Genomic DNA, 15,791 nt, shown 5'->3' with positions numbered 1-15,791 from the left:
AACACTAACAAACAAGCCGATCAAAGGCGTTACCCACCTTACAGCTAAATCTTGTCTATTGCTTTTATTCCGGAGATACCTTCATGCCTGACATCAAACCTCCTCATAAACCAGATCCCTATGCCAGCTATAACTTTTACGTCGAATGGAATGGCATCATTCACGCTGGCTTTAGAGAATGTATGGGACTAAATTCTTCTCAAACTGCAACAGAATATCGTGAGGGAACCGATCCCCAGACTAAACGCAAAATCCCTGGATTAAATAACTATGGTAATATCACCCTGAAACGGGGGATCACTAATAATGACGAACTTTGGAAATGGAGGCAAAACTTGATGATCGGGAATGTTGATCGCCGAGAAATTTCCATTGTCATTCTCGACCATACAGGAGCAGAAAAAATCCGCTGGAATCTGACAAATTGTTGGCCTACCACTTGGTCGGGAGCCGACTTCAATGCCACCTCTGATGAACTGGCAATAGAAACTTTGGAATTAGCTCATGAAGGCATAAAAGTAGATAAGTGGACTTAAAGCTTAAGCTCCCCCTTTTTTAGGCTATTCATTATAAACATCTTTCTTAACATTTCGAGAGCATTAACTCACGTCTCTAGAACCATGATTCGGTTGTTGTTCATTCTCAATAAGAACACAGTTTTAGTGAGAATAATCAACGCAAATTTGTCAAATTACCCTAAGCTCTTAGTCTCTAAAATGGTTATAGAACAAGGGTTTTAAGATTGTAAAGAAAGATGTGGGTAACGCATAGCTTTTTTAGGTAGGGCTATTTAATCCTCAGAATTTTAGATTTTAAATTTTGCGAAAAGTTAGAGCGGATGTTTCCTCCGTTCGCGCAGCATCTCCGCAGGAGATTCTAAACTTTTCAAGACGGATTTTAGATTGTTTTTCGTACAAGCACAGCCGGGGGCAGAACAGTCAGAGTGGGTTTTTTAAAATATCTGTTTTTCCAATGTGAATCTAAAATCCAAAATCTAAAATTGATTAACTTTGCCACCAGCAAAATCTCGCTCCAAAATCCACAATTCTTAATGATGCTACAGACAGAATTTCCTTTTGTATTGCCTCAAGGTTATGTAGATCCAGAAGGGAACATCCACCGTGAAGGAACCATGCGATTGTCTACAGCCTATGACGAAATTATGCCGTTGCGTGACCCGCGAGTACAGGCGAATCCTGGATATTTGGTGATTATTTTATTGTCGAGAGTGATTACCCATTTGGGAACGCTTCAGCAAATTAATCCCAAGTTGATTGAAGGTCTTTTTTCCGGGGATCTAGTTTATCTGCAAGATTTATATCAACGCATCAACCAAAACAATCACACCCGTCTTTTAGTTACCTGTCCTCACTGTCAAGGTGAGTTTGAAGTGGAGACTTCTCCTATGGGGGAGTAGTTTGCTACCCCTCAGAGAGGCTGATGGCAGAGATAGCATATATTGCTTATCATTTTCACTGGTCTCCTGAGAAAATTATGGAGATGGAACACCGCGATCGCCAACAGTGGGTAGCACAAATTTCTCAAATTAATCAGGAACTAAGTAAGGGGTAATGGGTAGTAAGTAATAGAACACGAGTGAGTAATAGAACACGAGTGAGCAGAATGGTTAAAAAATTAGGGTTGAATGCTGCATTTGCGGCGGGGGCTAATTTATCGGGGTTGAGATATGACCCTTACATGGCTTACAACTTTGTCATCGAAATTGATGGCTTACTGACTGGGAATTTTTCAGAAGTAACAGGTTTAGAAAGTGAGATTCAAACCGAAGAATACCAAGAAGGCGGTGTGAATGAATATACCTATAAATTCCCCACGCGGGTTGTTTATCCTCCTTTGATTTTGAATCATGGAGTAACAGATATCGATACATTATGGAATTGGTATCAAAGTGGAGTAGATGGGAAGATTAAGTTCAAAAATGGCACAATTATGTTGTTAGACCGCAAGCGGCTTCCCGTGATGTGGTGGAATTTTAAAAATGCCTATCCCGTGAAGTGGTCTGGGCCTCAGTTTAATGCAGCCAATGATTCTCAAGTGGCGATCGAACGAGTTGAATTGGTGCATCAAGGGATTTCTAAATCTGCGATCGCTCGTGGATTTGCAGCTGCTCGTGCTGGCGCTCAAATTGCTGGATTATAAATTTCCCATTCCTAGTTTTTGAAGTCGGCAATTTTGAATTTTTACCGCTCTCTAAATAGGTTTCATCTTCCAAATTTACTCATGGAAAAGATTAATCGCTATCAAAAGACAAATAAAAAAGATATACAGAAATGTCACAAGATTTAGTTGCAGCTACCGATCCAAAATTACTCCGGCAATTGCTGCGTCCCATCGAAACCCCAGGTGTGATTGGTAGCAGAATGGGATGGGATATTGTGGCGCGCTCGCAACAATTTACTAATCGCTTACCTTTGGTTTTTGATCTCAGCCAAAGATGGAATCCCAAAATAGGTTTTCAGGGAGAGAAAATCCCCATTGTTTATGCTCAAGCACAACCCCAAGATGCTCCTACAAGCAGCTCTATTTCAGCAGAATTAGGTCAGTCTCCTAGCAGTCAGCGAACAGTGGTGCAGGCGAAATTTGTCACAGGAAGCGATCGCGCTCATAAACTTGTGCAAACAACTAACCCAAAGGCAGACCAGACACCTAACTCACAAGAGTTTTTGGCACCAAACCCCAGGGGAGAAAACTTTCCTAGCAGTCAGCCAACGGTAGTACAAGCGAAATTTGTGAGTGTAACAGATAGCAGTTTTTTGCCGCCCAAACCAACTCCTATCAGTGCAACGTTACCAATTGCGAAACCGCCGCACGAGCAAAGTTTAAGTCTTAATTCCTCAAATTTATTGTTGGAAACACAGACAATAGATATTAATCGGCAAGTAGAGGATTTATCTAGAGAAACAAGCCAAAATCCAATACCCATTGTGCAGGCGCGATTGCAACCATTACCCACTAGCGATCGCAGGATTTCTCTTGGAGAAAACTTGCCTAGTGTTCAGGAGTTGAAAGGGAAAGCGATCGCATTCGATGCCATCACCGTACTGCCAAATTTATCTAGAGAAACAAGCCAAAATTACCCCACTTCCTACAATCTTCTTAACTCGAAACCAGTCGTTAAAACGGAGGAAAGCAGAGTAACACAGCAGATCCGCAACGTAGCGGCTCCCATATCTCGAATCCCAAATCCTATCGTTTGGTCGGGATTAGAAATTCCTCTTGTATTATCTTATCCCGGTGTTAATCCAGAATCAGTGCAGGCAGAATTGGGATTACCAAACCCAGGTATTACAGGAATATCGCGAACTCAAGCCGTAACCCAAACTCCGGGATTATCGAGAGAGGTTTCTTTAAATCTACAGTCCCATCAAGAATCCAATATACAACAACCCAATAGACAAGATAGCTCTAACATCCCAACACCAATCGATTTAGAGGCATTAACAGATAAAGTAGAACGCAACCTCATGCAGCGATTGATTATAGAAAGCGAACGCCGAGGAAGGACAACATGGAGTTAGAAAAACTCAAAATTTTAGTTGAAAAGAAATTTCCAACTTTCGATGAGGCTCAACCGATTATCGCTCTTTTTAATCCTCAGCAAATTTCAATTTCTAAGACAGGATGGCAGGGGCAAGGGAATAGCCTCCAGCCATCGGAGGAGTCAGCAACTTTAACGGTCGAGTTGTTTTTTGATACTAGCCTGTTAAATGCCAAACAAAGTATGATCGATATCGGTAGTGTTATTGGACTGAATCTGTCAGGTAGCAGCCGACTAAAAGATGTTCGAGACTACACTAAAAAAATTTATTATCTGACTGAAAAAAAGAGCGGTTTAGGTGCGATACCCAGACCTCCTATTTGCAAACTTAAATGGGGACACAATACAGTTTTATTTCAAGGAGTTCTCAAGCAGTTAACTAAAACATTTACTCGTTTTCTGGCAAATGGAACCCCAGTTCGGGCAAAGCTAAATTGCACGTTTGAAGAATGGATATCGCCAGAAATCAAACAAAAAGAGCAAAACCCAATCGATGACCCAATTCGGATTGTGCGGCGTGGAGAAACATTGACCAGTATTGCAGCAGAAGAATACAACGATCCTGCACTTTGGAGAGTCATTGCTGTTGCTAATCGCCTCGATAATCCGCGCCAAATTGCTCCTGGTCAGCGCCTCACTGTACCACCACTTTGATTGTTCAAAATAGAAATGTCTCAACCTAAAGGTACTGAAATCCTCACCCCTCAGGTCAAAATTATGATCGCGGGTAAACCACTCCCACCTCAAGCGATCGCCGATTTGTCAAGCGTAACCGTCGTGGAAGACCTAGAAGGCGCGGGGATGTTTACCCTGCAATTAAAGACTTGGGATTTGGTAAAAGGCGAACTGACATGGGTAGATAACAACTTATTTGACTGCGGCAATACTGTAGAAATTCAAATGGGTTATGCAAAATTAGAAACGCTAATTATTGGGGATATTACGGGATTAGAACCTAGCTTTTCCCAAGATTCTGCACCTACATTGACTGTAAGAGGTCACGATCTCAGCCATCGTTTAATGCGGGGAACCCAAAGGCGCAGTTTTTTGGCAATGAAAGACAGCGAAATTGCAAGTCAAATTGCTAGTGAACGGGGATTAGATGCCAAAGTTGAGGATAGTAAAGAAAAATTAAATCACGTTTTGCAATCTAATAAAACGGATTGGGGCTTTTTGCAAGATCGGGCGAAACGGATTGGGTATGAGGTGTTAGTTAAAAACAAAACACTATATTTTCGTCCGCCACAAAATGCCAGCAGTCAGGTGCTAAAACTAAATTGCGCCGACGATTTGCTAGACTTCTCCGCTCGGCTCAGTACCATGACTCAGGTCGGACAAGTAGAAGTTCGGGGTTGGGACCCAGAAAAAAAAGAGTTGTTTATTAGCAAGGCAGGTATTGGTAATGAAACTACTAAAATGAAAGGTTCTATTAGCGGGCCGAAGGTCGCTAACCAAGAATTTGGTAAGACGAGTTATACGATCTCCAATGTCATGGTTTCTAGTCAAGCAGAAGCAAATCAAATTGCCTTAAAACTGTTCAACGACATGGCATTGAACTATATCACTGGTGATGCCAGTTGTTTGGGTCGTACAGATTTACACCCCGGTACAACGATAGAAATCACTGGCATTAGTAAGCGCTTTAGTGGGTCTTATTATGTTAACTCTGTCACTCATTCCTACAGAAAAACACAAGGTTATCTCACTCAATTTTCAGTAAAAAGGAATGCGAGTTGATGTTCTATTTTCCTGTTTCTATCACATATATAGGAAGTCATAAATGACTGGTAAAATACTCGATTTAATTGGTCAATCAGAAGATAGCGATCGCTTTTATGGCGTGACGATCGGTATAGTTACCAATAATCAAGATGAAGAAGGACTGGGGCGAGTTAAAGTGCAATTGCCTCGGATATCCGATACGGATGAGAGTTATTGGGCGAGAATATTGACTCCCATGACAGGAAAAGCAGCAGGCATCTATTTTTTGCCAGAATCTGATGATGAAGTGCTGGTAGCTTTTGACCAAGGGGATATTAATTTCCCGTACATTTTAGGTAGTTTATGGAATGGTAAAGATAAACCACCAGCAAAGAATGAGGATGGCAAAAATAACCAGAGATTGATTAAATCTCGCAGTGGTCACCAAATTATTTTGGACGATACGAAAGATGCCGAAAAAATTATCATTCAGGATGCGACTGGTAAAAACGAGATAGTTATCGATTCTAAAAACAATGCCATGATGCTCAAAGTAGAAAAAGACTTAACGATTGAAGCCAAAGGAAAAATTAGTCTAAAAACGAGCGGTGGCGATCTAGCTATTGAGTGCAACAACCTCAATATTCAAGCAAAACAAAATTGCGAAATTAAAGCCGACGCTAACTGCAATCTTGAGGCTAGCGCTGGAATAGGAATTAAATGTTTGAAAGGTGTAGTAAAAATCAATGACGGTGCGTTGGAGGTGACATAATGCCAGGAACTTTATTGCACATCGGTGCAACGGTAAATTGCGCTCATCAAGGACAAGCGCAGCCAACTTCTGTAGATCCAAGGGTGAAAGTAATGGGTAATCCTGTAGTGACTCAAGCTTCTACTTATGCGTTCACCCTGGTACAAATTCCCAACCCCCTAACAATTTAGTCTCTTGCACCTAAGCCCAGTGGACTAACCCCGCTACCAGAGTCAAAGTTATGGGACAACCCGTTTTATTGCAGGATAGTAAAGCAATTTGTCTGCCTACACAGACACCATTAATTGTTGCGGTAACTCAAACGCGCATCAAAGGAATTTAAAGGAACTGTCAACTGTTGAACTATGAATACCAATTTTCTTGGTGTCGGTTGGACATCCCCAGTCATTTTAAAAAACAATCAAATTGTCATGGCGCAGTACGAAGAGTGCGTTCGCCAATCAATTTGGATGATATTAAGTACCGCCAGAGGAGAACGGTTAATGCGTCCAGATTTTGGTTGTGGAATTCACGATTTGGTGTTTGCTAACAATAGTGCTGGCACGATTGGCACGGCAATTGATGAAGTGCGTCAAGCGTTAATTCAATGGGAACCACGCATCGATGTGTTGGATGTAGATGCAAGTCCCGCTCCCAACCAACTAAACAGATTGCTGATTCAGATTAATTATCAAGTTCGCACGACCAATAATCGCTTTAATTTGGTTTATCCATTCTATTTGAGCTAATTTTTATGTCGATTCACCCGCCAAAAATTGACCAACGTACCTATGAAGAGATAGTCGAACAAACAGTAAAGTTAGTACAATATTATACTGCTCAGGAAAGTAGCGAATTAGTCGATAATAAAGCCGAATTTTTGCGCGATCGCATTCTCGCTGAGGATATCACAAATACTGAAGGCAATATCATCAAATCAGGTACGTTAATCGACGTAACCATAGCAGATGCGATCGCCAAAGTCAAGGGATTAGAAAAAATTAATGTTAAGCTCAAAGGCTGGTGGAAACCTGACAAGCCTGACGCAGGTTTGGCGCTAATTCGCATTTTTGGGCGCATGGCAGCAACAGTAAGCGATCGCCTCAATCGAGTGCCAGAGAAAAACTTTCTCGTTTTTCTAGATTTGCTCGGTACGCAAATTTTACCACCCCAGCCTGCGCGAGTTCCCTTAACTTTTTCTCTGGCATCTGGCCTACCTGAAAATACAACAGCTTTGGTTCCCGCTTACACGCAAATCTCCGCACCACCTACTGAGGGAGAAGAGGAAGAAGTTGTCTTTGAGACAGAAAGCGATGTGCTGATAACATCGGTGCAATTGCAAGCAGTATTTGTTCGCAATTTAGAGACAGATAAATATAGCGATCGCACCTTACAAGCAACAGGTGGTAATGATGCTTTCTTTGCTTTTGAAGCAGATACCGCGATCGAACATAGTTTTTACTTAGCTAGCGAACTATTCACATTACCCGCCCCGAAAACAGTCACGCTAACTGTTCAATCCTCGAATGCACAAGATGGGAATAACTTATCTCTCGATTGGTCTTATTGGGATGGAAATGATTGGCAATTATTAAGTCCGACTTCAAGAAATCCGGACATAATTTCCAAATTTCCCGCTATTACTCACTATACAATTGACGGTTTAAATGCTCCTTGGTTGCGCGCTAAATTGCCTTCATCATTCAACGCATCACCCCAAATTAATAGTATTACTGCTACCGTTAACATCGAACGAAATAATTTAGCTCCCGAACGATGCTTTTTCAACACTATTCCTATTGATTTGAGTAAAGATTTTTATCCCTTTGGCGAACAACCCCGTTTTAATGACACTTTCTATATTGCCAGCCAAGCCATGTCCCTAAAAAATGCCACAGTAACGGTAACAGTGACGTTGAGTAAAAATTTACCTATTAATCCGAATGGCGGTGATGTGGAGGTAGTTTGGGAGGCTTGGAATGGAACCAGTTGGGAACCATTGCAACTCACTGCTAAAAACTTTGATGAACAACAAATTACAGATTTAAAGCTTTCACCAATCAAATTTACAGCAAGTGGCAAGGTAGAATTTAAACTCTCTGAAACCCAATCTCAAATTTCAGTGAATGGCGAGACTAATTACTGGCTTCGTATTCGGATTGTCAAAGGAAATTATGGGAGTGGAACTGCGTTAGGTCAACTTGTTACTTTGACTTACTTAAGTGAAAAAGCAAAAGACACAGACACGCTAAATGTTAAAAATGTGAGAGGTTTTATGCTGGGCGATACTGTTTCAATCATAACTGATAACATCTCCCAAATAGGTTCAATTAAAGATATTAATTTAGCTGAAAAAAAGCTCATTTTGACAAAAAATATTGACCAAAGCTTAGAAATAGGAACAACAGTGATATTGAACTCAACTGCTAGTTTTGCACCACCATCAGTTCTCTCTCTCAAACTCGACTATACATATGAAATAAGCAATAACATTTCTAATTTCACTTTCGTAACTTACAATAATTTTAAGTATGTGAAACAGGTTATTCAAAATAATATTGGATTCTCACCTTTTACTAGTTTAACTGATACTAAACGATACTTATATTTAGGTTTTGATCGCCCATTTCCCAATCGAGCGATCGCGCTTTATTTCCAAGTCGAATCTCCAACCGCACAAGAATTAGCGACAGCAACTACCAATGCTGAAAAACCCAGCTTAGTTTGGGAATATTTTAACGGCAAGATTTGGACAAAATTGAGCGTTATTGATGAAACGGCTGCTTTGAGGGAGCGCGGATTAATTAAATTTATCGGGCCATCTGACTTGACCGCAACTCAGGAGTTTAATCAAACCCTTTATTGGTTGCGAGTTTGTTGGGAAAAAGGCCACTTCCGAGTGCAACCACGCTTGCGTCGCATCCTGACAAATACGATTTGGGCAAGCCAAACCACAACACTGCAAAATGAAATTTTAGGTTTCAGCGATGGCAACCCCAATCAAATATTTCGTACTCTAAAATCGCCAATTTTACCCGGTCAGCAATTGGAGTTCCAAGAACAAAAAATTCCATCTTCAGAAGAACAAATTGCCATTAAAAAATTAGAAGGAAAAGGTGCAATTAGTATTATTAGAGATGAGAAAGGAGATGTAGAAACTGTGTGGGTGCGATGGCATGAAGTTTCGGATTTTTATCAGTCGGGAATGCGCGATCGCCACTACACTATCAACCGTTTAACCGGAGAAATTAAGTTTGGCGACGGACAGCAAGGAATGATACCGCCCCTAGGTCGCAACAACATTCGCATGACGCGGTATAAAACCGATGGCGGCGTGAAGGGTAACAAGCCTGCTCAAACCATTACCCAGTTAAAAACATCGATTCCTTTTATCAATAGCGTCACTAACTTGGAACCTGCTGGCAGTGGTGCTGATCGAGAACCAATCGAACGGGTTAAAGAACGGGGTCCAAAATTTATTCGCCATCGCAATCGTGCTGTGACTGCCCAAGACTTTGAGGACTTGGCTTACGAAGCATCACCTGATGTAGCTAGGGCAAAAGTGATCGCGCCTATTTTTGATCCTCTCGCCGATGATAGTTGGTTGGAAACTAACAGATATCTAACAAAAAATTCTTCCGAAATCCATCTAAAACCTGACATCAACCCAGGTCAAGTCACATTGTTGATTGTACCCAAAAGTTCGGCGCGGCAACCTGTACCCAGTTTGGCGCTAATTGAGCGCGTGGAAACTTACATCCGGGCGCGTTGTCACCCCACCATTAACCTCATAGTGACTGCACCAGATTGGCAGCAGGTTTCGGTCACGGCTGTGGTGGTGCCTGTATCTCCAGACGTGGCGGATGCGGTAACAGAAGCGGTAATTAAGCGCTTGGAAGAATTTCTACATCCCTTAACTGGGGGGAAACAGGGACAGGGCTGGGCTTTCGGTCGCCAGCCACAAATGTCAGATTTATATGCGGTTATCGAAGGGGTTCCAGGGGTAGACCACATTCACGAGCTTACGGAACTCAAGGTAGAGCCATTATCCCCCAAGCAGTTAGTTTATTCCAGTAGCCACACTATTACTTTGCTAGAGGAGTGAGTTTAAACATGTCATTACCCTTACCTAATCTAGATGACCGTACCTATGCTGATTTAGTGGAAGAGGCGCGTGCTTTAATTCCGATTGAATATCCGGAATGGACTGACCATAACCCCAGCGATACGGGAATTATTTTAATTGAATTGCTGGCTTGGCTGACCGAGATGGTGTTATACCGAGTCAATCAAGTGCCGGATAAAAATTTTGCTACTTTCTTAAGTCTGCTGAAGGGTGAAAAGTGGCAGTTCCCAGATAATTTATCTTCAGATCAACAGAATATATTTCTTAAACAAGCAATTCAGGAAACAGTTTTAGACCTGCGGAAGCGTTACCGAGCCGTTACTGTTGAGGATTTTGAACAGCTAGTATTTAAAGATTTTGAAGATTGGAAAGAAACACCAGAAGCTAAAAAATTGGGTGAATTGGGTGTGGTAAAGCGATCGCGTTGCATCCCCAATCGGAATCTCACGCTAACAGACTCCACTAGCAGAAAAAATGAGGCTCCTGGACATATTAGCTTAGTTGTGCTGCCAGAAAGCTCAGCGCCAAAACCTCAACCCACTGAAGCTCTAAAACAAGCCTTGTGGGAATATCTGGATAAAAGGCGACTTCTGACAACCCGCCTTCACATCGTTGAACCAGAATATGTGTCGCTGAAAATCCGAGCGCAATTATACCTAGAAGATGGTGCTGATTCCCAGAATGTCAGAAAAAGCGCGACGCAGGAGGTGCTAGCGTTCTTTCACCCCCTGTATTCGGAACGCTACTGGGATGGTAAGGGTTGGCCTTTTGGTCGAAACGTCTACCGTTCGGAACTATACCAATTGCTGGCTCAAATTCCTGGGGTGGATTATGTCGAGAACGTCAGACTAAACGATAACGAAAATCTGACTGATATTCCTCTCGAAAATTCTCAACTGGTGGCTGTGGAAGTAGACCAAACAAGTTTCACAATTATGGAGCGCAGGGGCAATGAATGGCAATCAGTCTAGCCAGTCCAGTAGCTATTTGCAATATCTTCCCAGTAGCTTGCAAGCCGATCCGTTTTTGGGACGTTTCTTGCTAGCTTTTGAGCGAATTTTGAGCAGTTCTGACCCTCCCGATCAGCCATCTCCTGCACTAGAAGAATACATTGAGCGCATTTCTACTTACTTCAACCCAGGTTCAGAAAAATCCGATAACACTAAAACTCCGGCTGAATTTTTGCCTTGGCTGGCGGGTTGGGTAGCTTTGAGCTTGCGGGATGACTGGGCGGAGGAAACCAAGCGTCAGTTTATCAGAGAAATTGTGCCATTGTATCGTCTGCGTGGCACTAAAACTGGTCTGGAGAACATCCTGAAGCTTTATCTAAGAAGCTATGGTTTTCCTGAGAAGGTGGAGATTTTTGAGTTCGACAATCTGCCCCATTACTTTCAAGTTCAACTGACCCTACCCAATCAAAATCTGGATCTGTATTGGCGTACAGCCAAAATTGCCTTGGCAATTATTGACCAAGAAAAGCCAGTTCACACGTTTTATGCTTTAAAAATCCTGGTGCCAACAATGCGGCTCACGGGTAATTATTACCCGATCGCGCTCAAGCAACCTGGTACGATCGCTGTTACTGTGAATGTAGACAATCCGGGTAACAATCTAATACTCAATATCAAGGGATCAGGACAGGCAGAACCCTACGCAAAGCAAGCAGGTAAAAATTCCCCACTGACTGTGAGTTACACGGTAACACCGGAGCAATTCAAGCTGGGTGAAAAGTGGCATTTAGCGATTGCTAACTTGAGTTCAAATCAGGTTACAGGAAAATTTACCGTTACCTTCACCTATGCCGCTAATTCTTCGGAGCAACCGTATAAGGATGAGAAATTTACTCTAGAGTCAGGGTTAAAGATAGGAAAACCTCCCAATGGAAATACGGTACTGGGAACAGAAACTAGAAAGCCTGAACCAACACCAGAATTGCCAACATAGAAACTTTTATTAGAAAGGGAATTGACAATGGCACAGAAAGATTGTGACAAGCGACCCAATTATTTTGCAGGTCAATATCTGCTAGAAGACGACTTTGAACTAGAACAGAGTTATCATATCGATCGCCAACGTCGCCATAACCGTTTGCTTCATGTTTCCGGCATCGCTGATGGACTGAACGTGAAACCTGAAGGCGATTTGACAGTTAAAATATCGGCTGGCACTGCTATAGACAAGAACGGACAGATGATCGTCTGGTCTGCTGATATGGAAAATGAGCCTGTGAAATTGCAGGATGTTAACAATAACAATGCGATCGCCAACGGCAAATACATCTTGTTAATAGAGTACTTTGAAAAGGAACTCAGCAATTCATTACAGGAGGGAACCACAGACGGATACACGCGGTGGTATGAGTTGCCCAACTTTAAATTAGTACCTGATGGACAACCACTGCCTGAAGACTTCATAGCCTTGGCAAAACTATCAATTGATGGCAAGACAGTCACAATTGATAATGCAGATAAAAATATCCGTCAGTATTCTGGTTTGCGCTTGCCTAGTACCAACCAAACTAACGCGCCAACGCTACGTTCTGGGGGCGACAATGCTAGTAATTTGGCTGTTCTCAGTGGTGATTTAAGTGTTCGAGGTAGTTTAAGTGTTACTGGCAAAGTCGGTGTCGGTACAACAAGTCCGACAGAAAAGCTAGAAATTAGTGGTGGTAATTTAAAGGTTAATGGCAATATCTCTGCTACTGATGCCACATTAACTGGCAAGGTTGGTATCGGCACTACAAGTCCAAGTGCCAGGCTAACAATACAGACACCAGATTTGTACAGTGGAAATACAATCAGGTTTGAAGCCAAGCAACAACCCTCTCTCTACTATTTAAACTTGAACACGAATGTGACGGATGGCGTTGTTCGTTGGGTTTTCGATCAAAAGAATCTTACGACTACTCATTCAAATGTCCTGGCATTTGATCGAGGCAATGTCGGTATCGGTACAGCAACTCCGACGGAAAAACTGGAAGTTACAGGAATCATTAAAGCTAAAGCGTATCAGGTAACAACACAGATAGCTGGAGGAAAAGATGAAGATGCTTTAAGAAACTTGCAAACAAAAGACATTTATAAACAGCCTCAAGGCTGGAAACCAACAAAACAAGGGGAAGATTCTAATACATCAGTTTGGCAACCTTTTCCCGATCTCAAGCAAGAAATTACACTTTCAGCAACAGCTACAATTCTTGTGTTTTATAACATAAGCATTCCTAGCGGAAGATATGGAACTTATATCGTCACCCGATTGAAGATAAACGATAAAATCGTCACTCGAACAATTTGCACAAACACAACCTACACAAAAAACACTGATTTATGGTTTGGTGAATTATCGTCAGGAAAACATTCAATTACGGTTGAGATTAGAACCGATGCGAGTTCTCTGACAAGCAATACTCAGATAGACGACTGGCAAAATCGTGTTCTTCGTGTCTTAATTTTTGGAACTTAATTTAAAAGCGTATGAGCTAATGTGTATCCTTCATTGCATTGCTGGGGGGGCTTGGGGAGCCAAAAGCCAGAAGTCAGAATACAGAACGCTCCTGACTCCCTCAAAAAATGTAACTTGAATGCGCGACAGATCATAGCGAAAGAGTTCAGCCTACTAAATTTTGCTTTAAAGAAATCATGAATGAAAAAATAAGATACCGCCTCCAATCCCTCAAATCTGAATTTGAAGCAGGTAAAAAAATGCTAGCGGATTTAGAAGCAAAACAAAGCAATCTGCGAGATACATTACTCCGGATTAGTGGCGCAATTCAGGTACTCGAAGAGGTATTAAACGAAGCCTCAGAAACTAACGGTAATAATAGCCATCCGCCCGAAAATGTCAGCGCGGAAGTTGTCACAACAGCAGGAAATACAAGCTTATAACTATTTCCCACCCTGTACAGCGCTCGCTAAATCTAAACACTGCTGCCCTCGCAAAACTAAAAACGCGCTCGCAATTTACAACCCTGTAGAGCGATCGCTGACCCTCGCAAAACCCAAAAACGCGCTCGCAATTTCAACCCAGGTAGAGCGATCGCTGACCCTCACCAAACCAAAAACGCGCTCGCAATTTACAACCCTGTAAAGTGATCGCTGATGGAGCGAAACCCAAAATGCGATCGCGCTAAGAATCCATTTTTGGATCTTGACAAAAGGTCAATATTATGAAACAACAAAATCTGAGGCAAACTAAAAATGTTATCGCTTCGAGTAATAGAGAAAGTGCGTTAGCGCAGCTTACCGTTCGCGTAGCGTCTCGAAGAGAAGGTATCGCTCGAAATTCTACTCACCCGATTGAAGAATTGCAAAGTGCGATCGGCAATCGCGCAGTAAACCAACTGCTGACAAATCAACCGACTGTACAAACTAAACCGATGTTTCGGGGTTTGTCTAGTGAATTGCGATCGCGAAGCGTCTCTGAAAGAGAATCGCCTAGTCCACTACAAGCTAAACCAGCAAAGCAAGCTGATAGTACCAGCGTGTCTGAAGTACAACCAGAAAATAAAACTGGACTACCAGATCGACTCAAAGCTGGAATAGAAAACTTTTCTGGGCTAGCGATGGATGATGTGAGGGTTCACTACAATTCCTCTAAACCCTCCCAGTTACAAGCATTAGCATACACTCAAGGGACAGATATTCATGTAGCGCCGGGGCAGGAAACGCATTTACCCCATGAAGCATGGCACATTGTGCAGCAGAAGCAGGGAAGGGTAAAACCAACGATACAGATGAAGGGAATACAAATTAATGATGATAAAGGTTTGGAACATGAAGCTGACATGATGGGAGCAAAAGCATTGCAAGGAGAACAAGTGCAGGTGGTCGGTGCAGCAAGTACTTGGTTTCTTCATCTAGGGCAAAGAGGTCAACCCACATCTCATACCGCTAAGGGGCGAACTATACAGTGTAAAGGCAGCAAGACTGATCTCGAAAGATTGAAACAGTTAACAGACGAGACGAATTACCTTGTCAAATATCTGAAGATGATGTGTTTGGAGATAAACTGTCTCCAAAGAGACCTATTCAGTATATCAGAGCTAAGGGAAGACATTGACAAATTCGTGACGAAAGGGATAGGAATTCACAACTCCGCTCTTTGGAACCCACCTATTACATCTCGCAAAGTGATCGTGAGCAAAGATAAAAAATCTATCAAAGAGGCGCTGATCGCGCAGACCCAAACGCTATATGAAGACATTTATACGTTCTGGAAGAGCTATCGATATCTCCTGAATATGGTAACAGAGGTTAGAAATCTTAAAGAAGCGTTGTTTGATGAAACCGGGACATTGGCACACAATTCTGAGATTGAGCAAAAAATTATCGAATTCAAGGCCAGCGACAAGCAACGTACAACCCTAGAAGACTTAGAACAAGATGTGGCAACACTGAATAGATTGTATGGAATATTAGCATCGTCCATCACAAAGCTCATCAGCAAGCTAATGAATTATCCAGCAATCCACGAGAAGATAAAACAGCGAGCAAAGCGGCAGACACAAACAGGGAGTGGGATCGCGGCTGAGGGAGGAAAAGCGGAACAAGGCGACTATGAAGGCGACTATGAATATGTACCAAACCTTTATAAGCGTTCTCCTTTAAAAGATGAATATATAGGATATGTCAACCCTAACCTTTTAGGATCTAAAA

General features: G+C 42.2%; 15 protein-coding genes and 1 pseudogene. All 16 read left to right on the top strand.

Features of this window, described 5'->3' with window-relative positions; genetic code table 11:
- The first annotated feature begins 83 nt into the window (after positions 1–83).
- Positions 84–536: a phage tail protein gene (locus tag VB693_RS20370; protein ID WP_323267840.1), complete on the top strand. Its 453-nt coding sequence runs from the start codon at positions 84–86 to the stop codon at positions 534–536.
- 518 nt (positions 537–1,054) lie between these two features.
- Entirely contained in the window at positions 1,055–1,417 is a 363-nt protein-coding gene (locus tag VB693_RS20365; RefSeq protein ID WP_323267889.1) for a phage tail assembly protein, read from the top strand.
- A 17-nt stretch (positions 1,418–1,434) separates the two neighbouring features.
- Positions 1,435–1,572, top strand: a pseudogene (locus tag VB693_RS20360) (DUF6760 family protein); the annotation flags it as partial.
- A gap of 51 nt (positions 1,573–1,623) precedes the next feature.
- Positions 1,624–2,160, top strand: coding sequence for a phage tail protein (locus VB693_RS20355; RefSeq protein ID WP_323267839.1), 537 nt, complete (start codon positions 1,624–1,626; stop codon positions 2,158–2,160).
- A 131-nt stretch (positions 2,161–2,291) separates the two neighbouring features.
- The gene (locus tag VB693_RS20350; protein ID WP_323267838.1) at positions 2,292–3,539 is read left to right on the top strand and encodes a hypothetical protein; all 1,248 of its coding nucleotides are present in this window, start codon (positions 2,292–2,294) and stop codon (positions 3,537–3,539) included.
- Positions 3,530–4,213 carry a CIS tube protein gene (locus VB693_RS20345; protein ID WP_323267837.1) on the top strand — a complete coding sequence of 228 codons (684 nt, stop codon included), beginning with the start codon at positions 3,530–3,532 and terminating at the stop codon, positions 4,211–4,213. The genes VB693_RS20350 and VB693_RS20345 overlap by 10 nt, the downstream gene beginning before the upstream one ends.
- A 15-nt stretch (positions 4,214–4,228) precedes the next feature.
- Positions 4,229–5,296, top strand: coding sequence for a hypothetical protein (locus tag VB693_RS20340; RefSeq protein ID WP_323267836.1), 1,068 nt, complete (start codon positions 4,229–4,231; stop codon positions 5,294–5,296).
- 43 nt (positions 5,297–5,339) lie between these two features.
- Positions 5,340–6,032, top strand: coding sequence for a phage baseplate assembly protein V (locus VB693_RS20335; RefSeq protein WP_323267835.1), 693 nt, complete (start codon positions 5,340–5,342; stop codon positions 6,030–6,032).
- Positions 6,032–6,202 (top strand): hypothetical protein, encoded by a 171-nt coding sequence (locus VB693_RS20330; protein WP_323267834.1) that lies wholly within the window; start codon positions 6,032–6,034, stop codon positions 6,200–6,202. The genes VB693_RS20335 and VB693_RS20330 overlap by 1 nt, the downstream gene beginning before the upstream one ends.
- Before the next feature lie 174 nt (positions 6,203–6,376).
- Positions 6,377–6,760 carry a GPW/gp25 family protein gene (locus tag VB693_RS20325; RefSeq protein ID WP_323267833.1) on the top strand — a complete coding sequence of 128 codons (384 nt, stop codon included), beginning with the start codon at positions 6,377–6,379 and terminating at the stop codon, positions 6,758–6,760.
- Between the two features lie 5 nt (positions 6,761–6,765).
- Positions 6,766–10,116: a putative baseplate assembly protein gene (locus VB693_RS20320; RefSeq protein ID WP_323267832.1), complete on the top strand. Its 3,351-nt coding sequence runs from the start codon at positions 6,766–6,768 to the stop codon at positions 10,114–10,116.
- Positions 10,117–10,124: 8 nt separating this feature from the next.
- Entirely contained in the window at positions 10,125–11,108 is a 984-nt protein-coding gene (locus VB693_RS20315) for a baseplate J/gp47 family protein (protein WP_323267831.1), read from the top strand.
- Positions 11,089–12,081: a phage tail protein gene (locus VB693_RS20310; RefSeq protein ID WP_323267830.1), complete on the top strand. Its 993-nt coding sequence runs from the start codon at positions 11,089–11,091 to the stop codon at positions 12,079–12,081. Before VB693_RS20315 ends, VB693_RS20310 begins: the two co-directional genes overlap by 20 nt.
- 27 nt (positions 12,082–12,108) lie before the next feature.
- Complete coding sequence (locus VB693_RS20305; protein WP_323267829.1) at positions 12,109–13,599, top strand: hypothetical protein; 1,491 nt, start codon at positions 12,109–12,111, stop codon at positions 13,597–13,599.
- A 176-nt stretch (positions 13,600–13,775) separates the two neighbouring features.
- Positions 13,776–14,021 (top strand): hypothetical protein, encoded by a 246-nt coding sequence (locus VB693_RS20300; protein ID WP_323267828.1) that lies wholly within the window; start codon positions 13,776–13,778, stop codon positions 14,019–14,021.
- Positions 14,022–14,302: 281 nt separating this feature from the next.
- On the top strand, positions 14,303–15,791 hold a 1,489-nt coding region (locus VB693_RS20295; protein ID WP_323267827.1), incomplete at its 3' end, for a DUF4157 domain-containing protein.

It is taken from the genome of Anabaena sp. UHCC 0399 (assembly GCF_034931465.1).
GTDB lineage: Bacteria > Cyanobacteriota > Cyanobacteriia > Cyanobacteriales > Nostocaceae > Trichormus > Trichormus minutissimus.
The sequence above is the reverse complement of the archived record's forward strand: the minus strand, read 5'-3'. Positions and strand labels throughout refer to the sequence as shown.